A 20,492-nucleotide genomic window follows, 5' to 3' on the forward strand; every position below is an offset into this window, starting at 1 on the left:
GCTGCCACTTGAGCCCGGACCCGAGCCGGTGGCGGCCGGTCGCTGACACCGCCCACGCAGGGTCAGAGGAGCGTCGGCACCTCACCGCATTCGGCCCACTCGACGCCGACGCCGCGCAACGTCGAGGCCCAGGGGCCCGCGATCGCGGCGAGCCCGGTGGCGTCCGGGGGCCTGCGGCCCAGCCCCACCGCGAAGCGCGTCGGCCCCGGTCCCGTCTCGTACGGCCGGGGCCAGGCGTGCGCGTCCGCGATCCCGGCGTCCTCCAGTGCGGCGAGCAGGGCCCGGGCCCGGCCTCGTACGCGGCCGAGCGTCACGCCGAACTCCTCCGCAGGCGTCTCTCGTACGGTGATGACGGCCCACGCGGCGTGCCGCCGGTGCATCGGCGGGGGCGACAGGAGCCCGGCTGGCGGCTCCCGGTCGGTTCCCGCCCCCTCCAGGATCTCCCAGGCGCGGTAGAGCTCCCGCGTCAGGAGGTCCCGCCCGCCGTCGCCGACCTGGTCGGCGCACGACCGGACGGGAGCGGTGGGGGTCATGATCCGGACGGCCGCCGGCACCACAGGGTCCGGCCCGGACCGCTCCGGCCGGAGCAGGACCGGGTGCCGCCAGTCCCAGGCGGCCCAGGTGCCGAAGAAGTGGCGGAGCAGGTCGCTCTCCTGGAGGCCTCCGGCCTCCCGGGCCGTGCGCGCCGCCAGGATCGTCCAGGCCAGGCCGGGCAGGCCGCCGAACGGAGCCGAGTCCAGGCCGCGTGACCTCGCCCATGCCTTCACCCACCGGGCGAGCCCGGTGAACCGGTCGCGGTGCTCGCCGACCGCCGTCAGGAGCGCGTCGGCGTCGCTGACGGCGCTCAGCGCGATCGCGGACGCCTCGTCCAACTCCATGCGGCGTGTCACCGCCTCGGCCGGGGCGATGCTCCCCGCGGCGACCACCATGAGATCGACGTCCAGCCCGGCGTACCGGAACCGGAGGCCGGGTACCCGGGCGCCGGTCACGTGCCGCATCCCGGTCGATTCCGGCAGCGCCGCCGTCACACGCGCCCGGACGTCCGCCGGGCCGGGCGTCCCCGGCAGCGCCACCACCACGTCCAGGTCCGCGCCGGTCAGGGCACAGTCCATGCGCCGGGACCCGATGACCTCGACGACGCCCTCCGCCAGCAAGGCGCGGAGCCGCTCCGAGACCGGCTCGGCCGCGCGCGGCCGAGCCGGCGCGGGGCGCGGATCGGTCTCGACCGTCCGCGCGGGTGTGTCCCCGGGGTGCCGCTTCGGCGACGTTCCCCGGCCCTTTACGGGGGGCGCCCCGTCGTCGAGCCAGTGGATCTCGCCCGTTCCCAGGGCGACGGTCGCCCTGGGGCGCATCGGCTCGTCGCCCCGGCGCGACAGCAGTACGAGCTCGCCGACGTGGGCGGACACGCCACCGAGCCGCGCGGCGCAGCGGGCGATGAGACGCTCCGCGTCCCGCGTCCTTCCCAGGGTCAGGTGCGGAACACGACTCTCGCCCCGGCAGCGCGGGAACGCGTGCTCCAGCGCGTCGCGCAGATCCGCCCAGGGGGCCGCTCCGCCCGCGGCCGGGTCGAGCCAGATCGTCGCGCCGTCCCGGTGGTGAAAGGCGCGGACGCCCTCGAGCCGCGCCGTGAACGGGGCGGTCGCGGTCGCGGCGGCGGACAGCAGCGGCGCCGCCCGGTCGAACTCGGACTCCGGCACGAAGCCGAACATCAGGGTCACGTGCGGCGGCCACCGGTCGAACCGGGGGTCGTGGTCCCGGCGGATCTCCTGGATCGCCGGCCGGACGTCCTCCGGCGGGATCCACACCACCGCCGTCCGCGCCGTCGGCCGTACGTCGGACAGGCCGGAGGACGGCTGCGCACCGTCGGCGGAGACGTCGACGGCGACGCCGTAGTGGTCGGACGGGAACAGGCCGTCCGGCGTCATCGGGGAGTCCCCGCGGAGACGCGCTGCGGTGGCGCGAAGGCCGGAGCCGCCCAGGAACACCCGGTCGAGCCGGGACGCCCGGCCGGAGAGCGACGACACGGCGGCCAGCGGATTGGCCGCCGGGTCGAAGGTCACGGCCGGGTCGGCGGGGCCGTGGACCTCGGTCCAGGCGTCCCGCACGCCGAGTGCGTCGGCCGGGCCGGCGCCGCCGTCGTTGAAGTCGCCGAGGAGGACGACGTCCCCGTCCGCGCCGGCCAGGACCTCGGCGAGCCGCGCGAGCTCCGCCTCGCGCCGGGCGGCGCCGTTCTCGGCGTGGTCGCTGGTCAGATGGGTCGCCGCCACGACGACCGGCCCGGCGGCGGACTCCACGGTGACGGCCGCGACGCCCTTGTGCGGGCCGAGGACGTGCAGGCCCGCCTCGCGTACGGGCAGGCGGCTGAGCAGGAGGAGCCCGGTCTCATCGACGTCGGGCCCCGCCGGATCGGTGCCCAGCGTGTAGCCGGAGCGGACCCAGGGTGCCCGCAGCAGCATGTCGAGCAGCCCGGCCTCGACCTCCTGCAGCGCGATGACGTCCGCGTCGGCCCGTTCGAGGGACTCCAGCAGCAGCGGCCTGCGGCGGGCCGTGTCGATGCGGTCGGCGTCGTAGCGGTCCCACAGGGTGTTCCACGTCAGCACCCGCAGGCGGGCCGGCGCCGGGCCGGCGGGCACGGGCTCGGCCGGACGCCAGCCCGCGACGGGGTCCCACGCCACCGGCGTCCTGGCGGTGAAGAACGGCGCCCGGAGCCTGCGGGCCTCCCGCACCCGGCCGGCCGGTGACACGTCGACGCGGTCCACGCCGGCCCGACGGTCCCAGACCACCTCGCCGTCGGCCTCGATGAAGAGGATCCGGTGCCACGGGACGTCGCCGCCGGGCACGAACGCGGGCAGCGGGACGCGCTTGGGCGGAGCACCGCGGACGTTGATCCCCAGCAGGAACCGCGCGGGGTCGAAGCGCGGGTCCCAGCGGATCCGGTGGTAGATCTCCTCACTGGTCCGCACGGTCGCTCCTGGTGTTCGGGTGGATCTCGTCGTCGATGGCACCGGCGACGTCGCCGACGGTTCCGTCCGGGCCGACGTACCAGGTGCGGTGCGCCTCACCGGGATAGGGCGGAGAGAAGCGGCGAAGCTGGGCCGAGAGCACGTCCGGGGGCACCGGGTGATCGCGGTCGGCGTTACGCCGCGTTAGCAGGTCGCCGGGGACCAGCATGACCGCGTGCGTCGTCAGCGCGTCGTGCCGGTGGGCCACGGCGTGGACCAGGGAACGCTGGTGCCGGTTCAGCGCCGTGGCGTCCCAGACGACGGTCGTGCCCTCCGCGAGGAGCACGCCGAGCCGGTGCAGCCCGGCCCGGAGGACCTCCGGATTGGCCCGCTGGTCCGCACGGGAGCCACGGGCCTGGCGCAGGTCGTCGAGCGAGACGACCGCGCCGATGCCGGGAAGGCCCGCCGCGAAGGTGCTCTTCCCGCTGCCCGACGGCCCCGTCATGACGACGAGCCGGGGGAAGGCGCCGGACCGCCATCGCCAGGTGAGGGCCAGGGCCTCCTCCGGCGTGGAGATCCGGCCCAGCGCGTACGCCTCCCGCGCCTCGGCCCAGCAGCGGTCCGCCGCGTCCCGATCGATACCGGGGGCGTCGTCGAGCGCCTGGCGCAGGCCGGCCCGCAGCGGCTCCAGGGGCGACTCGGCAAGGAGCCCGGCCTCGTCGGCGTGCAGTTCGGACCAGCCGACCTGCTCGCGCGCCTCGGCGGCCTCGGCGTCGTCGCGCCCGGTCAGCGTCGCGGCGGCGACCGCGTGCAGCACGCCCACGTCGGCCATGGCCGACAGGCGTCTCAGGCCGGTGCGCCGCGCCTCGTCGGGGAAGGGACGGTGCAGGCCGGTGTGCAGGCCGACGAGGTCCGCGACCCGGCGGGCGAGGGGCACGCCGAGCGGCCCGGCCAGCCGCGGCATCAGCCGGGCCCGGTCGGCATCGTGGAGGAGGGCCGCCAGCAGGCCCGCCAGCCGCTCGTCGCCGGAACGCCCCAGGAGGTCGAGGCGGGCGGACACGTCGTCGGCGCGCTCGCCGGCCGCCTCCCGCGCCGGGAGCAGCGCTTCGGACGCGCCGGGGACGGTTTCAGGAGCACTGGAGACGGTTTCGAGTGCGCCGGGGGCGACCGCGGGGGCGGCCAGGTCGGCCGTCGTCATCCCCACCGCGCCGAGGAGGGCCGCCGGGTCCGGAATCGCCCCCGAACGTGCCTGCCACAGCGCGGCGGCGGTGCCCAGGCCGTTCTCGACGACGGGACCGAGCATCCAGTGCCGGTCCGTGCGCACGTGCCTGCGCCGTACCCACTTGGCGACCCGGCGGGCGAACTCGTCGCGGTGGAAGCCGCCGACGGTGCGCACGACATAGCCCTCCTGCCGCTCCGTGTCGAGATGGAGCGCCCGGATGGCCCGCGCGTCGAAGACGCCGCGCCAGAGCACGGTGGGGACGGGCAGGCCCAGCCGCCGGGCGAACCGCACGGTGCGGTCCCAGTCCAGGCAGTGGTCGCCGTCCCACACGGAGAAGGCGTAGAACCAGCCCTCCAGGTCCCGGTAGGCGATCGAGTGCCGGGCGTAGAGGTTCTCCCCGCACACCCGCGTGCCGTCCGGTATCCGGTGGGCGATCCTCCCGTGCAGCGCCTTGACCCAGGCGCGGGACGGGTGGTGCCCGCTGTCCGTCGAACGGGCGTGCAGCCCGTCCGCGTACATCGTGGTGTTCTCCCCGTCGAGCTTCTCGGTGACGACGACGTCCCGGCCCGCGAAGCCGGACAGGTCGACGGCGCGCACGTCGTCCGGGCCGACACCCGGCGACCAGGGCAGGTGGGGAGTGCGGGGGTAGTGCACTCGCATGATCCGCTCCTGCCGACGACCTGGTGACCGATTCTCAGGGCCGCGACGACCATAAAGGCGGGCGGGTCGGCGAATCCATCGGATTTCCGGCGGCCCGTGCGTTCGCCGGTCCGTGCCCGGCGGGACGACCGGTGACGCGCACGGTCTTGAATGGGCGGATACCGCGCGACCGGTCCCGACATGTCGGAGGACGGACACATCCGGTGGCCCGCGGCCCGTAGACTGCCCGGGTGTCGCTTACCCGGATCACTCTCTCCCGAGTCCCCGCGCCACTGCGCCCGCTGCTGATCAAGCACCGTGAGCTGGTGAAGTTCGCCTTCACCGGTGGCGTCACCTTCGTGCTGACCGCCGGGGTGAACTACGGGCTCAAGCTGACCGTCATGAAGACCAAGCCCGTGACGGCGCTCACGATCGCGATCATCGTCGCGACGATCGCGTCGTACCTGCTGAACAGCGGCTGGTCCTTCCGGGCCCGCGGGGGCCGCAGCCGTCACGTCGAGGCGGTGCTGTTCTTCGCGGTGAGTGCCCTGGGGATCGCCGTCAACGTCAGCCCGCTCGGCCTGGCGCGCTACGCGTTCGACCTGAAGTACCCGAACGTCAGCCACGTTACCCAGGAGGTCTCCGACTTCCTCAGCGGCATGATCATCGGCACCCTGATGGGGATGGCCTTCCGCTGGTGGGCGATGAAGAAGTGGGTGTTCCCGCACGAGAAGACCGCTGGCGGCACCGTCACGGCGGCGAGCGCCGGGAGTCTGCCCACCCCCGCCGACGAGGAGTCCGAGCTCGTCGCCTGATCCACGCCACTGAGGTCTGCGCGCTCACCCACCCGGCGGGCGTGTGAGGCGGCGGGCCGGTCTTATCAGCGGGTCAGCCCTGCCAGCGCTCCAAGACGGCGTCGACGTCGGCTCGGATCCGCTCCCGTGCGGTCATCCGCGGCACTCCGGACATCAGCAGCGTGTCGTAGCCGGTGTCCTCGTGCCGGATCGACGCGACGACCGCGGCTTTGACCGCCCTCTCGTCCAGGGCGCGCCCGGCGGCGGACCGCCCGACGCGCCCGCTGCCGCGCGTCCCGGCATGGCGGGCGATCGCCTCCGCCCGGTCGGCGGGGCACCCCGGGAACATCAGCCTGATCTCGCCGGCCATCCTCGCCTGGAACTCCAGGTCCTCATCGGCGCGCCGTTCACGGTCACGCTCCCGCCGCCGGGCCCGTACGTCCTCGTCGGCGAGGCACTGCTCCTCGGCCAGCTCCAGCGCGGGCTCCTCGACCAGCAGCCCCTGCCGTTCGTACCGCTTGCGCCGCCGGTTGAATCGGACGACCACGGCGGACAGGGTGCTCGCCTTCTTCGCCCGCCGGGTGAGCGCGGCGTCGCCCGAGGGCAGGAAGACCAGGTGATCCATGTCGGCGCAGGTCAGGCAGGTCGACTGGTCGTCCTCCAGGATCATGAGGTCGCCGGTGCCGTGACAGACCGCGCAGTTCCAGTCCTTGAGCGGCATGACGACCACCAGGTCCGGAGCGCGATTCTGCCGTTCGATCAGCCGTTCGCGCCTCGCCTCCGACAGGTCGGGGGACAGCCAATGCGTCCGGAACGCCCGCTCGACGACCTCGTCGCCATCGGAGGTGAATCGTAGGGGTCGGCGATCGCGGGCGGCGGCGACGTACGCGGTTTCGCTCGGCCTCAGCCCCTGGCGCTCCGCCCATTCGTGGAGGGTCGCCAGCGCGGTGGCGAGCTTGTCGGCGCGCACGCTGAGCGCCTCTTCCAGGTCGGCGATGCGCCCCTGACGCCACTCGTCCACCCGCCGGCCGGGCAGCCAGCCCAGTCCGGTCAGGACGTCGATCATGGACACCGACCTGGAGTCGGCGAGGGCGGCCTCGGCCGCGGCGACAACTCGGCGTTCGAGAGCCGAGGTGATTGCCCGGTTCATGACAAGCAAAAATACTGGACCGGCCACCCCTGCGCCGATCGATCTGGGGCGGGCTCCCCGTCCGTCAGGCGGGCTGAATCTCCACCGGCACCCCGTTGAGCACGGCGTTGCCCGACAGCGGGTCGAGGGCGAGCGGGTCGGTGAGGGCGTTGGCGTTCGCGCCGGGGTGCGCGGCGGCCACGGACATCCGGGTGCCGGGCAGGCCGTGACCCCAGCCGTGGGGAAGGCTGACGACTCCGGGCATGATCTCGGCGGTGACCTCGACCTCGGCCTCGATCGTGCCGCCGGCGCTCGTCACCTTCGCCGTTCCGGCGTCCGTGAGCCCCAGCCGACGGGCGTCCTCAGTATTGACCTGGAGCGTGCAGCGGTTCGAACCTCGGACCAGGCCGGGCAGGTTGTGCATCCAGCTGTTGTTCGACCGCAGGTGGCGGCGGCCGATGAGGACCAGGCCCGTACGGCGGCGGGCGAGGCCGTCGCGGAGGCGGCCGGTGTCCTCGGCCAGCGGCGGCGGGCACAGCTCGATCCGGCCGGACGGGGTCCGCAGGACCTCGGGCAGCCGGGGCTTCAGCGGGCCGAGGTCGATGCCGTGCGGCGCGTCCCGTAGCGCCTGGAGGGACAGGCCCCCGGGGCTCGCGCCGAAGCCGTCGCCGTACGCGCCGAGGCGCAGCATGAGGTCGAGGCGGCGCAGCGCCGGGGTGTCGCCGGTGAGCAGCGGGCGCAGCTCCGCCGGGTCCCGCCCGTGGACGGGGGAGGACGGGTCGGTGATGGCCTTGCCGAGGAGGTGGGCGATGACCGAGTCGTCGACGTCGGCGTCCTGCCCGGACACGATGCCGATGAGGCGGGCCAGGATCGCGCACTCATCAAGCTCCCCGTCCTGGAGGGGGAGTGCTGGCGGGGAGTACCGCGCGTTGTTGCGCACGGCGAACTCCCCGAACGCGATGTCGTAGTGCGGCGACCGGCTCGGCGGGGGCGGCGGGAGGATGACGTCGGCGTGCCGCGTCGTCTCATTCAGGTACGGATCGACGCTGACCATGAACTCCAGGGTGTCGAGCGCGTCCCCGAGGCGTTCGCCTCCGGGCGTGGACAGCACCGGGTTGCCGGCCACCGTGATCAGGGCGCGCACCTGGCCCTCGCCGGGGGTGAGGATCTCATCGGCCAGCGTGGTGGCGGGCAGCTCGCCCTTCACCTCCGGCAGCCCGCGCACGCGGCTGCGCCAGCGGCCGGTCCGGAAGCCGGGTCCGGTGCCCTTGCCCGGGCGGCGGTGCGCGCCGAGGGGGAACATCGCGCCGCCGGGCCGGTCGAGGTTGCCGGTCAGCACGTTGATCACGTCGACCAGCCAGTTGGTGAGCGTGCCGAACTCTGCGGTGCAGGTGCCGATGCGGGCGTAGACGGCGGCGCTCGGGGCGGCGGCGAGCTCGCGGGCCAGCCGCCGGATCTCCTCGGCCGGGACGCCGCAGACCTCCGCGACCCGCTCGGGGGCGAAGTCACGGCTGAGCCGCTCCACGTCCGCCACGCCGTCGACGCCGGGAGTGTCGGCGACCAGCCCCTCGGCGAACAGGGCCTGCACCACGCCGAACAGCAGGTAGGCGTCGGCACCCGGCCGGATCGGCAGGTGCCGGTCGGCGAGGCGGGCGGTGCGGGTCAGGCGCGGGTCGACGACGACCAGGGTGCCACCGCGCCTGCGGAGCGCCTTCAGCTTCCCGGGAAAGTCGGCGGCGGTGCACAGGCTGCCGTTGGACTCGAGCGGGTTGGCGCCGAGCATCAGCAGGTAGGAGGTGCGGTCCAGGTCCGGCACCGGGATGGCGAGGGGGTCGCCGAACAGCAGCCCGCTGGAGACGTGCTTCGGCATCTGGTCGACGGTGCTCGCCGAGTAGATGTTCGTGCTGCCGAGTGCCCGCGCCAGCGGTCCGGCGTACAGGCCGCCCGCCAGGGTGTGCGCGTTGGGGTTGCCGAGGTAGAGGGCGAGCGCCTGGCGGCCGTGGCGTCCGACGACTCCGTCGAGGCTGCGGCGCACCGCCGCGAAGGCCTCCTCCCAGTCGGCCTCACGCCAGTCGTCGCCGTCGCGGACCATGGGGGAGCGGAGCCGGTCCGGGTCGTTCTCCAGCTCGTCGATGGTCGCGCCCTTGGGGCAGATGAAGCCGTGGCTGAAGACGTCGGCGCGATCGCCGCGGGCGCCGGTGACCCGGCCGTCGGTGATCGTCAGCTCGAGACCGCAGGTGGCCTCGCACAGGGGACAGATCCGGTACGCGGTCGTCTCGGGCATCGGCCCTCCACAGCACGGGGTTGCCTGATGAAACGATATGGGCTGTGGCCGCACTGATGGAACCCGATTCGGGTTTCAGTTTTTTCGGAGGCTCGCCGGCCTGCTCGTCGGTGCGCGAAGGCCGCCGGATGCGCCTGCGGAAACCGCCGAGGGCCGGATATCCGCGTTGCCGACTGCACCTTGCCCTAGACAGTCCTCTTCAAGTCGTCCCGGCAGCTCGTGCGGGACCCAAATCAGAGGAGATGGTCAACATGCGCCGTGTGCAGCAAGCCCGGCGAGACCGGCAGGTCAGGAAGCTGACAGAGGCCCTGGACGGGATGGAAGAAGCGCTGAACGCCGCCGGGTGGGGAAAGCCCGCTGAGGCCGAGTCCGGTAAGGGCGAGTCCGGTAAGGGCAAGTCCGGCAAGCAGTGACGGAAGCCTGATCGCACCACGACATCGGAGGGCCCGGCCACTGGCCGGGCCCTCTTCTTCGTGCGATCGCTCCGCCGAAGCCGCCGAACAAACGTGAAGATCACCACCTGGCCGGAGTGCTGGACGCCGGTGGCGTCAAGGACCTGCCGTTTTGTCGGAATCCTGACAAAGATCCACTCTGGGATGACACGGTGGTGTCATGATCCCCGAAGTCGAGCCGCGCGCCGCGTCGCGCTGCCGTCTCCTGCTCGTGGAGGACGACGACGAGCTCCGCGAGATGCTGGTCCGGCTCTTCGCCGAAGAGGGCTACTCCGTCGACGTCGCGCGCGACGGTCAGCGCGGCCTGCACCTCGGCCTGAGCCGGGCGTACGACGCGATGATCATTGATCGGGGGCTGCCCGCGATCGACGGTCTGGACCTGCTGATCCGGCTGCGCCGCCGCGCGGTCGCCACCCCGGTGCTGGTCCTCACCGCGCTCGGCGCCGTCGCCGACCGCGTCGCCGGGCTCGACGCGGGCGCCGAGGACTACCTGGTCAAGCCCTTCGAGATCGACGAACTGCTGGCACGGGTACGCGCGCTGCACCGCCGCAACCGCGACAGCGCCCAGGTCCTGCCGCTGGGAGCCGGCCGCTTCGACCTCACGACTCGCATGGTGACCCTCCCGGACGGCGGGCAGGTGACCCTGTCGGGACGTGAGTACGAGCTGCTGCGAGTGCTGACGACCAGCCCCGGCCAGGTGCACACGCGCGCCGCGCTGCGCGAACACGTCTTCGACGCGGCACAGGCCGAGTCCATCGTCGACACCTACGTCTACTACCTGCGCAACAAGCTCGGCCGGAAGGTCGTGCGCACCGTACGCGGCGTCGGCTACCGGGCGGGTGAGCTGTGACCAGGCCACCAGACCTCGAGCGCCGGCTGCTGATCCGCGCCCGTGCCGTCATCACCGCCCAGGTGGCCGCCGCGGTCACGGTCGTGGTCGCACTCGTCGGGACGCTCGTCTACTGCATGACGATCAAGGGCCAGGACACCTCCGCCCGACGGGATCTGGCCGTCGCGGTCGCGCGCGCCGACATCGCCCACCCGCCGCCGTGCATCTGGCTGTTCGAGCTGCGCGGCGCCACGCTGACCACCTCGCCCGGCGCGCCCGCGGACCTGCCCGTGCGCACGGCGCTGCGCCGGGTCGCGGCCGACCACCGCACCAGGGTCGACCGGGTCACGGTCGGCGGCCGGGCCTACGTCGTACGGACGGCGTTCCGGGACGGCATGGTCCGCCAGGCCGTCATCGACCTGCGCTACCAGGCGGAGGAACGGCGTCGGCTCTACGGCGCGCTGGCCGCGGCCGAGGCCGCCGGGCTGGTGGCGGCGCTGCTCGTGGGCCAGCTGCTGTCCCGCCGGGCGATCGCGCCGCTGGGCGAGGCCCTCGCCCGCCAGCGGCGGTTCGTCGCCGACGCCAGCCACGAGCTGCGCACCCCGCTCACCCAGCTGCACACGCGCGCCCAGCTGCTGGAACGCCGGCTGCGTCAGGACACCGACCCGTCGGCCCTGGCCGACGAGGTGCGGCGGATGGTCACCGGCACCCGCCAGCTCGGCGAGGTGATCGACGACCTGCTCCTGTCCGCGCAGCTGCGGCAGGCCCGCGGGCTGTTCGGCACGGTCGACCTCGGCGCCCTCGCCGACGGACTGATCGCCGCCGAGAGCGCCCGCGCCGAGGCGCGCGAGCTGATCCTTCAGGTACGGCGCCGGGACGCCGGCCCGCACATCGTGCGCGGCGTCGAACCCGCGCTGCGGCGGGTGGTCACCTCGCTGATCGACAACGCCTTCGGCCACACCACCCCCGGCGGGCACATCACGGTGACGCTCGCCCGCGTCGGGGCCACGGTAGAGCTGGAGGTCCACGACGACGGCGTGGGGCTCGACCCACGGGACGCCGAGCGGCTGTTCACCCGGTTCGCCCGCGGGGAGCACGGGGCGGGCCGCCGGTTCGGCCTCGGGCTGGCCCTCGTGCGCGAGGTCGTCGACGGCCACGGCGGGACGATCGAGGTGGACGGCCGCCCCGGTGCGGGGGCGGCCTTCACCGTCCGGCTGCCCGCCGAGCCATCCGTCCGTACGGACCCGGCCGCGCGGCCCACCGGCGTCGAGCCGGCTGAGCCGTCCACCCGCACCGAGCCGGCCGAGCCCGCCGACCCGGTCAGCCCGTCTCCGCCTCGACCAGCGGCCGCCCGGCGGTCTCCATCCCGGTGACCCACAGCACGAGCCCCGCCGCGCCGACGGGCAGCGCGACGATGAGCGCCATGGTGCGCAGCTCGGGCGCCGACGTCAGGAGCAGCGGGCCCAGCATGCCGCCGACCTTGCCCGCCGCCGCGGCCAGGCCGCTGCCGCCCGCGCGCAGGGCGGTCGGATAGACCTCGGTGGCGTACGGCGACAGCAGCGCGATCATGCCGCCGGCCCCGGCGAGCAGCGAGACGAGCAGGACGAGGAGGAGCCCCCGGCCCTTGTCCCCGTCCACGCCGAGCACCGGGAACAGCACGAGCACCCCGCCGGTGATCCCCGCGTAGCAGAACATCGTCCGGCGGCTTCCCCACCGCCCGTACAGGTAGGCGGCCAGCGCGGTGTTGGGCACCGCGAACAGCGAGGAGAAGAACAGCAGCCCGCTGGCCGAGGACTTGCCGTCATGGCCCAGGAACGTCGGCAGGAACGTGATGAACCCCCAGTTCACGATGCCCCATCCCAGGCCGTACAGGGTGATGGTGGCCGTGCGCCGGCGGAACGGCGGCACCACGAGCGCGCGGACCCGTGACGGGAACGACGACCAGGCGGGCGGTGCCGCGGGGGCGGCCCCGGACGCGCGGGTCGTGATCCCGTACCGCGCCATCACCCGCGCGGCCTCCTCGTCCCGGCCCACGGACAGCAGGAACCGCGGCGACTCCGGGATCCAGCGGCTCAGCAGGAGCAGGAGCGCGCCGGTGGGCGCGCCCAGGACCCACAGGATCCGCCAGCTGAAATGGGGGACTAGCAGGGTGGAGGCGCCGCTGGCCACGAGGTACCCGAGGGCGGCGCCCAGCCCGCTCTGCAGCACGATGAGCCCGCCGCGCCGCCGCGCCGGGATCGACTCGGCCATCAGCGAGTAGACGGTCGGCAGCATGCCGCCCGCCGACGCGCCCATGAAGAAGCACATGACGAGGTTCCACCCGAGGCTCGGCATGAAGCCGCAGATGGAGGTGGCGATGTAGATGATCGCCGAGAGCAGGATCGTGGACCGGCGGCCGAAGACGTCCGCGAGGAACCCCCACAGGATGGAGCCGACGACGGTGCCGGTGATGGCGACGAACGGCAGCGTCGCCGCCTCACGCGTGCTGATCCCGTACTCCTTGGCCATGCCGGGCACCACGAAGCCGAGCGAGGCCGGCTTCATCGTGTCGACGACCAGCCCGACCGTGAGCACCACGACGAGCAGCCAGTGCGCCCGCGTCAGCGGCGCCTCGTCGAGGGCGGCGTACGGCGCGGCCGGGGCGCGCCGCGCGCGGGCGGCCCGTTCCTCCCGCGCGGGCAGCAGGCGCCACACGCACAGGGCGAGGCCCGCGACGATCAGCGCCATGCCGACCGACATCGTGCGGCCCATCGGCATGCCGGCCATCATGAAGTGGTCGTGCCGGGCCATCACGTAGTCGGGCACGTGCAGCAGCACCCCGGCCGCGAACAGCAGCGATCCGATCCAGAACGCGTGTCGTTTCACTGCGACCTCCCGGTGACGGGGCAGGCCGAGGCCGCCTCGATGTGCGCGAAGTGGCGCTCGCACAGCCGCTGCCGGCGGGCGTCCCACACCATGTAGCCGCCGAGGACGAGCTGGACGAGGCTGCGCCAGACGTCCTCCCAGCGGTCCCGGACGCGCATGACCGCCAGCGGCGCCGCCCGCCGTACGCCCGTGGACGTCTCGCCGCGGGGGATCAGCAGGCACGGCCCGCGGTTGGGGACCGAGCGGGTGTGCGCGGCGGACGTCCGCAGCGTGAAGCAGCGGACGACCTCGCGCGCCGCGACCCGCATCGTGATCGGGGTCAGGTGCCAGGCCGGGCACGGCCGGTTGGCGGCGACGCCGAAGGGGATGTGGTTGACGTCCCGCACCGACAGCGTCTCCCAGCGCTCGGGACGGAACGCGTCCGCGTCGTCGAACCCCGCGCGGTGGAAGTCCGGATAGGCGAAGCACAGGACCGACCCCGCCGGGATCGTGGTGTCCTCGCCGACCCGGATCTCGCCCGAGGTGACCCGGTGCGCGACGCCGAACAGCGGGTACAGCCGAAGCGTCTCGTCGACCACCCGCTGGGCGTACCGGTCGTCGGCGTCGCGCAGCCGCTCCTGCACGTCCCGGCGGTGCGCGAGGACCATCAGCAGGTGGGTCATCGCCTCCGACGTCTGCACGATCGCCGTGTTGAAGAAAGTGCCCTGCAGGTACAGCGCCCGCTCCCGCGCCGGCATCCCCTCCGGCAGGGGATGCCGCACGTCGGGGAGGCGGCGCTCCAGGTAGTCGGTGAGCCGGTGCCGCCGGTCCATGTGCCGCAGCCCGCAGCACTTGAGCGCCGTCACCACGTCGTCGGCGTTGGCGACGATGAGCTCGCGGGCCTCCGGCGGGCACCGCTCGCCGAACACCACCTCGTAGTAGAACTCGGCCCAGATCGGCATCATCAGGTCACGGAGCCGTACGGTCGTCGCCCGGTCGATGGCGCGAAGGCCCCGCTCGACGCACAGCGAGGTCAGCTCCTCCGCCCGCGCGGTGGGCATGGCCAGGAACGCGCGGGTCGTCCTGGCGACCTCCTCGTACATCGGGCCGGGCTCCAGGTGCTCCTGGTGGATCTCCGGGCCGGGCGCGAGCCAGTACCAGAACAGGTCCGACAGGGCGGCGCCCCGGCTGCGGCCGTCGGCCGCCGGGTCGGCGTACACCTGCTTGAACCGGGACACGTCCACCAGCGGCCCGGGGACGGTGATGCCCTCGTCGCCGTTGACGCGGGCGAAGATCCACACCCGCAGCGCGACGATCCGGCCGGGCAGCCAGTACGGCAGGCTCAGGACGAGGGCCGCCGCGACGACGGCCACGACGGTGGTCATCATCGGACGAACGTCCGGTCGAGGTCGCCGACCGACGCACAGCCGCACTGGACGAGGGCGTGGTCGACCTCCTCACGGATCCGCTCCAGCACGCCCTTGACGCCCTGTTCGCCCTCGGCGGCCAGGCCCCAGACCACCGGGCGGCCGAGCGCCACCGCGCTCGCGCCCAGGGCCAGAGCCTTGAGCACGTCGGTGCCGCGCCGGATCCCGCCGTCCATCAGCACCGGCAGGCCGCCGGCGGCGTCCACGATCTCCGGCAGGACGTCGATCGTCGCGGGCACGGTGTCGAGCTGGCGGCCGCCGTGGTTGGACACCAGCAGGCCGGCGACGCCGGCCTCGGTCGCGAGCCGGGCGTCCTCCGGGTGCAGGACGCCCTTCAGCACGATCGGCAGGTCGGTGATCTCCCGCAGCCACGCGATGTGGTCCCAGGAGATCTCCGGGGACATCGCGATCTGCCGGACGTCTCCAGGGGCGTCGCCGATCCGCAGGTTCTCGCAGCGCAGACCGTCCGGAAGGTCGTGGAAGGCGTTGCGGTCGTCGCGTTCGCGCCGGCCCAGGGCGGGGGAGTCGACGGTGACGACGAGGGCCGTACAGCCGGCCGCCTCCGCCCGCCGGACGAGGGCCTCGGTGAAGCCCAGGTCGGGCTGGACGTACAGCTGGAACCACAGCTTCGCTCCGGGCGCCTCGGCCGCGATGTCCTCCACCGCCACGGTCGCGGCCATGCTCACGATCATGATGGTGTCGGCGGCGGCCACCGCCCGTACGGTCGCGCGCTCGCCGTCGGGGGCGGCGAGGCGGTGGAACGCCGTCGGCGCCACCAGCACCGGCATCGACGCCCGCGTGCCGAGCAGGGTCACGCCGAGCTCGCGCCGCTCACTGCCGCGCAGGATGCGCGGGACGAGCGCGAGACGCGCCAGCGACGCCTCGTTCGCCCGCAGGGTGATCTCGTCGCCCGCACCGCCCGCGAAGTAGTCGTAGTACACGGGGTCGAGGCGCTCGCGCGCCACGGCCTCGTACTCGCGCAGGGTCCGCACCGCTCCTCCCTCAGGCCGGCACGGTCGCGGCCTGCGCGGCGAAGAACGCCCGGAGCGGCTCCCGGTGCGTCGTCGGGGAGTCCCACTCGTTCTCGAGGTTCTCCGTGATGTGGTGCGTGGCCACGAGCTCGGTGCCGCGGTAGTGCCGCACCACCGGGTGCAGGTAGTGGCCCTCGTCCGCGCGGCCGGAGTCGCTCTGGGCGATACGGCGGACCGAGATGTCGAACGGGTCGTGCTTGTCGTGGTCCGGGCCGTAGTCCAGGGTGATCCGGTAGTGGTCGGGGAGGTCGACGTGGTCGAACGGCATCTCCTCCAGGTAGCGCGCGCCGTCCGCGTCGACGGCGATGACGTCGGCCAGGAACCCGAACTGCTGCCAGAGCGCCGACGTGCGGTTGACTCGCTCCAGGACCGCGTCCGCCAGCGCGTCCGGCGTGGCGGGGAGGGTGCGGTGCGGCCACTCGACGCCCTCGTACCGGCTCTCCAGGATCCGGTGGAGGGCGCGCACGCCGTACCGGAACCCGTGGATGAACCCGCTCGTCCCCTTCTTGAAATCCCGGGACTGGGTGATCGTCCCGGCGAAGTACAGGTCCGGGACGTTCACCGACTCCCACGCCGGCGTCAGCGCGGGGAACCGGTCGCGGATCGTCAGCTCGGGCCGGCACGCCTCGTCGAAGATCGAGGCGTCGAAGCGGAAGCCGGTGCACGCGATCACGCGGTCGTACGGCACGTCCTTGGTGACCTCGTCCGCGCGGGAGAAGCCCACGGTGACGAGGTAGCCGTCGTCCCGCTTCTCGATCTTCTTGATGTTCCCGTCGAGGATCGCGTTCTGCGACTTGAGCTGGTACGTGTCGAGGAAGTTGTTGTTGACGGCCCGCAGGTGCCCGACGAAGTGCGTCCGCCACGAGAGCCGTACGGAGCTGGGCCCCGCGACGTGGATCACCGCCGCCTTCTCGATCAGGTTCTCGGCGGTCTCGAACGCCGAGTTCCCCTTACCGATGATCAGCACCCGCTGGTCCGTGAAGTCACCCGGCTCCACCGACACGGTCGTGTACGGCTCGGCGGTCTCAATGCCGGGGATCGGCGGGATGTACGGCCGGGAGACCCCGCTCGCCGCGATCAGCCGCCTCGCCCGGTGCACCTCACCGTTCTCGGTCCGCACCGTGAACCCGTCGCCGTCCCGGGTCACGTGCACGACGCGACTGTCGTACGCGACGCGCAGCCCCGTCGCCTTGGCGAAGTCGGCCAGGTAGCGCACCATCTCGTCGGCGGGCGGGAAGTAGCGTTCCGTGTAGCGGGTGAACAGCAGCTCCGGGTCGTCGGACAGCAGCGAGTTCCAGTCCATCCGGAGATTCAGCTCCGGGTCGGTCCACCCGGTGTGCACCTTGTTGCTGGAGATCAGCGTCCGGTGCCGGGGAAAGGTCTTGAAGAAGGTGCCGGGCGTCGAGCCGGCCTCGAGGATCAGATAGTCGCGGCCCGCCTTCTCCAGCAGATATCCGAACTGGAGCCCGGCCGGTCCCGCTCCGATCACCAGGTAGTCCTTCACCACGCCCACCTCAGAAGTTCGATCAGGGGTCGGACGCGGCAAGCATGGGGTCGCGAATCTCAGAGAATCCTCAGAGCCCGCCGGGAACGGTGAGCGGCCACGGCCCCAGGACGTAACCCGCCGAGAAGGCGGTCGAGCCGATGACCATCGCGGCGGACGCGGGCTGAGTCTGGGGCCTGGGCACCGTGCTTCACGACGGCGCCCGGGCCGGTGAACTTGCTCCATCACCGCAGTGCTCGCCGAGGCGTGCGTCAGGTCTCCGGAGTCCGGCGGATCACCACGCGACGCCGGGTGCGTCGCCCTTGCCCTGCCGCTTCCCGGTCGGAACGGGGAACGACGCCGTACGCCCGGTGCTGAGGTCGACCCGGTGGATGCGCCAGCCCTGGGTGTACAACGCGAAGCGGCCGGAACCGTCCAGGGTCAGACCGCCGAGCCCGTCGGCGCTGCTGTCCAGGCGCGCGAGCGTCCGTGCGGCCCCGCCGCTCAGGGGCCGTCGTTCGATGCGCGACCCGTTGAAGACGATCACCGCTTGGTCGTCCGGGGTGACCACTCCGTCGAACGCGTTGGGGAGGGTGGTGACCGGTCGCGCCGCCTGCGCCAGCGGGGCGCCGGGGCGCGTCGTGTCCAGGACCTTGAGCGTCTCCGCCATCCGCAGCCACAGTCGACGCCCGTCCTTCGCCCATCCCAGACCGTGCACCCACGATCCGGGATCGGCCCACGTACGGCCCATGCCCGTGACGATGTCCACCACGGTGACGCCGCCCGAGGCCGTCGAGGTGTACGCGAGTCGCCGGCCGTCCGGGCTGAGCGCAAACGTCAGTTCGCCGTCAGGGGAGTTCCGATCGGCCGTCGGCAACGGCGCGAGGACTTTGCGGGCGGTCCCCGGCCGGCCCTGGTCGTCCAGGTGCACCGTGTAGAAGGCGAAGCCGGCGCCCGGTCCTGTCGTGCCGCCGATGACGAAGGTCCGGTCGTCCGGGGCCGCGGCGACCGCCGACCACGAAGAGAAGATCCCCGGCGGTGCCGTGATCGTGTGCAGTACCCGCCCGCTCTCGGCGTCGAGCACAACGGCATGCGCGGGAGTGTAGGACGTCGGCTCCTTGGCGCTCGGCGGATCGAACACCGCCACCGGTCCTGCGGCCGCGACGATGAACTTCGGCGTCCCCGACGGCCGCAAGCCCGGATACATGGGCAGTCTCTGAGCCGGCGGCGTGTTCTGCGCTGCCATCGGGGTCGCCGCCCCAGATCGCACCGACCGTGTCGCCTGATCGGCGGGAGGATCGCTGCAGCCGGTGAGCACCGACGCCACGGCGATCACCGCGGACACCGAGAACCGCACGCCCCGACCCTTTGAATTCGACGACGTCATCGTCTCTGCCGCCTCCCCGCGCCGGCGGGCACCCCATTTGCCCGAGTTTGGATCATCATCCGTCCCGGAGCAGTGACGCAAGGACGGCAGGTCCGAATGATCCTTCTTCCGCCGACCGTAAACGGACCTGTTTCGCGTTGGGACGATCACGTCGGCATCTGTGCGGGGTGGCGACTACACCGCCGCTTGGGCCAGTAGCTCCTCCATCACCGCGAGCTGTTCGTCCGGCTGCGTCCGCATCGCCCACAGGACGTGCGCGGCGCCCAGCTCACCCACGGCGGGCCCCGACGGCCAGGTGGCGTGCGATGAAGTCGCGCCAGAGGGCGGTGGCCGTAGGGCTGGTCTCGCTGTGCGGTCCGGTGTAGCCGGCCAGTTGCTTTGTCCCGTGATCCCAAGAGGTCGAACAGAGCCAGTTGCCCGTCCCGAGGGAAGATCTCGTCGTCCCACTGGATGTGGAAGAGGGTGGGGGCGGTGATCCGTCGGGCATCGCTCGCGACGCGCTCCGGGACGGCCAAGCCCTCATGCATGGCCGCTGCCTGCCGGAGACCGAACTTCCCGAACACCGCGCAACGAAGCTCGTCGCCCATGGCGGCCGTGACGGGAAGGCCGAACCGTGTCCCCATGGACATTCCCAGATACCCGAGGTTGGCGGTGTCCACGATGCCCAGAGCCCCGAGGGCGTCCACGGTCGACCGCCATTCGCCGGTCATTCGATCGAGGACGACCGCGATTCCCTCTGTCGCCATGCGCGCCTGATAGTCCGCGGCGGCCATCGGGGAGGGAACTCGCTCGCCGTGGTACGGCCCGTCGATCGCCAGCGCCGCGAGACCGGCATGGGCCGCGAACCAGTGGGCCCGATCGACGATTCGCTCGCTTCGCTTGTGCCCGCTGCCGCCGTGCCCCAGCAGGACCAGGGGAGGGGTGGAGACCGAAGGCGGCAGCCACAGCACGCCTGGGACGGTGCTCCCTGCCCGCACGATCCGAAACGACCGCTCGACGACACCGCCGTGAGCCACCCGGCGTCCGACCCACTCCAGCGCCTCATACACGAAGACATCGAACCAGCCGCGGCTGGAGAGCGCACCTCGGTGTCCGCCTCTGGCCGTGGCGCGTCGGCTTGCAAGGCACCTGGTTCCGGCTACCGGCGGCGATCAACTCGGTGCGCTCTCCTTATGCTCCTCCACCCGGACGATCGTCTCCGGCGACGCCACGGATCCGTACAGGGGGGTGAGCCCGAAGTCCAGGTGCGCCCCCACCCTCTGGCATGGATCACTCCTATCGGCGAGCCTGTCCGTCGGAGTCATTCCCGCAGGTAGGCGTGCAATTCTTCGGCGGTCATCCGATCGAATCGGGAGAGAGCGGCACCAATGAATCGCAGCTGGTCGCGGTCGCGGTCGCCGGTCGCCACGTAGACCGGACGGCCGCCGTGCCACCGCCACAACGGAACTCCGTTCAGATCCGCCGATGACCAGCCTGGAGGAGCCGTGAGATCAACCGTGAGATGTTCCGCGAATTGCAGACTCATGCGTGCGGCGGCCGGATACTTGCGGACGAGAAAGTCGAGTTGGAGCAACTCGGTGGATGCGGAGGGCGGTCGCTCCGTCAATGAGTCGATCGACTTCCGAAGCCGGGACAGTGAGCGCATGAGCTCTTCTTCGGGCGTCACCGTCGGCGGATCGGAATGGAGACGACGTTCTTGATCGCCGCCACGAGATCGTCGACTTCGTCCGGCGTGAGGATCCGCGTTGTGTCGCGGAGATGGGCGATCGGCTTGCCCCAGGACCAGTACCAGCGAAGGGCGCCGCTCTCGTCCGGCCGGCATGTGACCTGCTCGGACAGGTGGTGATCCTCGGCGATGATCAGCACCGTGTGGCCGTGCAGCTCCGCGTCCAGGCCGGCCATCTGGCAGGCCTGCGTCAGCCACTTCGCGTAGGCGTGTATCTCTTCTGTCGTGTGCTCCACCATGGAAGCGCTCCTTTCTTGAAAGCCTCACCAGGATTTCTGTTGACCACTTATGATCGGAATGCTT

At 72.6% G+C, this 20,492-nt stretch carries 17 protein-coding genes; 5 read left to right on the forward strand and 12 right to left on the reverse strand.

Going from position 1 to position 20,492, the window contains the following annotated elements:
• Nucleotides 1-62 precede the first annotated feature (62 nt).
• Both NE236_RS44370 and NE236_RS09335 read right to left on the reverse strand, forming a co-directional pair.
• Entirely contained in the window at nt 63-2,963 is a 2,901-nt protein-coding gene (locus NE236_RS44370) for a poly(A) polymerase (protein WP_252841460.1), read from the reverse strand.
• The gene (locus NE236_RS09335; RefSeq protein ID WP_252841461.1) at nt 2,950-4,824 is read right to left on the reverse strand and encodes an RNA ligase family protein; all 1,875 of its coding nucleotides are present in this window, start codon (nt 4,822-4,824) and stop codon (nt 2,950-2,952) included. Before NE236_RS09335 ends, NE236_RS44370 begins: the two co-directional genes overlap by 14 nt.
• 230 nt (nt 4,825-5,054) lie before the next feature.
• On the opposite strand from NE236_RS09335, the gene NE236_RS09340 reads away from it, so the two are divergent.
• Entirely contained in the window at nt 5,055-5,618 is a 564-nt protein-coding gene (locus NE236_RS09340) for a GtrA family protein (RefSeq protein ID WP_252841462.1), read from the forward strand.
• A 73-nt stretch (nt 5,619-5,691) separates the two neighbouring features.
• Here NE236_RS09340 and NE236_RS09345 read toward each other — a convergent pair whose 3' ends face one another.
• Entirely contained in the window at nt 5,692-6,747 is a 1,056-nt protein-coding gene (locus tag NE236_RS09345) for a DUF2293 domain-containing protein (protein WP_252841463.1), read from the reverse strand.
• Between the two features lie 64 nt (nt 6,748-6,811).
• Nucleotides 6,812-9,010 carry a molybdopterin oxidoreductase family protein gene (locus NE236_RS09350; protein ID WP_252841464.1) on the reverse strand — a complete coding sequence of 733 codons (2,199 nt, stop codon included), beginning with the start codon at nt 9,008-9,010 and terminating at the stop codon, nt 6,812-6,814.
• 251 nt (nt 9,011-9,261) lie between these two features.
• Here NE236_RS09350 and NE236_RS09355 point away from each other — a divergent pair, with 251 nt between their 5' ends.
• From NE236_RS09355 to NE236_RS09365, 3 genes are all read left to right on the forward strand, one after another.
• Nucleotides 9,262-9,423, forward strand: coding sequence for a hypothetical protein (locus tag NE236_RS09355; RefSeq protein ID WP_252841465.1), 162 nt, complete (start codon nt 9,262-9,264; stop codon nt 9,421-9,423).
• Nucleotides 9,424-9,622: 199 nt separating this feature from the next.
• The gene (locus NE236_RS09360; RefSeq protein ID WP_252841466.1) at nt 9,623-10,312 is read left to right on the forward strand and encodes a response regulator transcription factor; all 690 of its coding nucleotides are present in this window, start codon (nt 9,623-9,625) and stop codon (nt 10,310-10,312) included.
• Nucleotides 10,309-11,664, forward strand: a complete 1,356-nt coding sequence (locus NE236_RS09365) for a sensor histidine kinase (RefSeq protein WP_252841467.1) — start codon at nt 10,309-10,311, stop codon at nt 11,662-11,664. The genes NE236_RS09360 and NE236_RS09365 overlap by 4 nt, the downstream gene beginning before the upstream one ends.
• Here the strand turns inward: NE236_RS09365 and NE236_RS09370 are convergent.
• The 5 genes from NE236_RS09370 to NE236_RS09390 form a co-directional block, all read right to left on the reverse strand.
• Entirely contained in the window at nt 11,612-13,156 is a 1,545-nt protein-coding gene (locus NE236_RS09370) for an MFS transporter (RefSeq protein ID WP_252841468.1), read from the reverse strand. The genes NE236_RS09365 and NE236_RS09370 overlap by 53 nt on opposite strands.
• Nucleotides 13,153-14,523 (reverse strand): cytochrome P450, encoded by a 1,371-nt coding sequence (locus NE236_RS09375; RefSeq protein ID WP_252841469.1) that lies wholly within the window; start codon nt 14,521-14,523, stop codon nt 13,153-13,155. The genes NE236_RS09370 and NE236_RS09375 overlap by 4 nt, the downstream gene beginning before the upstream one ends.
• Nucleotides 14,520-15,554 (reverse strand): alpha-hydroxy acid oxidase, encoded by a 1,035-nt coding sequence (locus NE236_RS09380; protein ID WP_252841470.1) that lies wholly within the window; start codon nt 15,552-15,554, stop codon nt 14,520-14,522. The genes NE236_RS09375 and NE236_RS09380 overlap by 4 nt, the downstream gene beginning before the upstream one ends.
• Before the next feature lie 10 nt (nt 15,555-15,564).
• Nucleotides 15,565-17,097 (reverse strand): NAD(P)-binding domain-containing protein, encoded by a 1,533-nt coding sequence (locus tag NE236_RS09385; protein ID WP_252841471.1) that lies wholly within the window; start codon nt 17,095-17,097, stop codon nt 15,565-15,567.
• A 274-nt stretch (nt 17,098-17,371) separates the two neighbouring features.
• On the reverse strand, nt 17,372-18,283 hold the full coding sequence (locus NE236_RS09390) for a WD40 repeat domain-containing protein (RefSeq protein WP_252841472.1): 912 nt from the start codon (nt 18,281-18,283) through the stop codon (nt 17,372-17,374).
• Nucleotides 18,284-18,386: 103 nt separating this feature from the next.
• Between NE236_RS09390 and NE236_RS09395 the strand changes: the two genes are divergently transcribed.
• Nucleotides 18,387-18,539, forward strand: coding sequence for a hypothetical protein (locus NE236_RS09395; protein ID WP_252841473.1), 153 nt, complete (start codon nt 18,387-18,389; stop codon nt 18,537-18,539).
• Nucleotides 18,540-18,669: 130 nt separating this feature from the next.
• Here the strand turns inward: NE236_RS09395 and NE236_RS09400 are convergent, their stop codons facing one another.
• The 3 genes from NE236_RS09400 to NE236_RS09410 all read right to left on the reverse strand — a co-directional run bounded on the left by NE236_RS09400 (nt 18,670) and on the right by NE236_RS09410 (nt 20,428).
• Nucleotides 18,670-19,512 (reverse strand): dienelactone hydrolase family protein, encoded by an 843-nt coding sequence (locus NE236_RS09400; protein ID WP_252841474.1) that lies wholly within the window; start codon nt 19,510-19,512, stop codon nt 18,670-18,672.
• A gap of 251 nt (nt 19,513-19,763) precedes the next feature.
• Nucleotides 19,764-20,108 (reverse strand): hypothetical protein, encoded by a 345-nt coding sequence (locus NE236_RS09405; RefSeq protein WP_252841475.1) that lies wholly within the window; start codon nt 20,106-20,108, stop codon nt 19,764-19,766.
• 17 nt (nt 20,109-20,125) lie between these two features.
• The gene (locus NE236_RS09410; RefSeq protein WP_252841476.1) at nt 20,126-20,428 is read right to left on the reverse strand and encodes a hypothetical protein; all 303 of its coding nucleotides are present in this window, start codon (nt 20,426-20,428) and stop codon (nt 20,126-20,128) included.
• Nucleotides 20,429-20,492 lie beyond the last annotated feature (64 nt).

The organism is Actinoallomurus purpureus (assembly GCF_024055795.1).
GTDB lineage: Bacteria > Actinomycetota > Actinomycetes > Streptosporangiales > Streptosporangiaceae > Actinoallomurus > Actinoallomurus purpureus.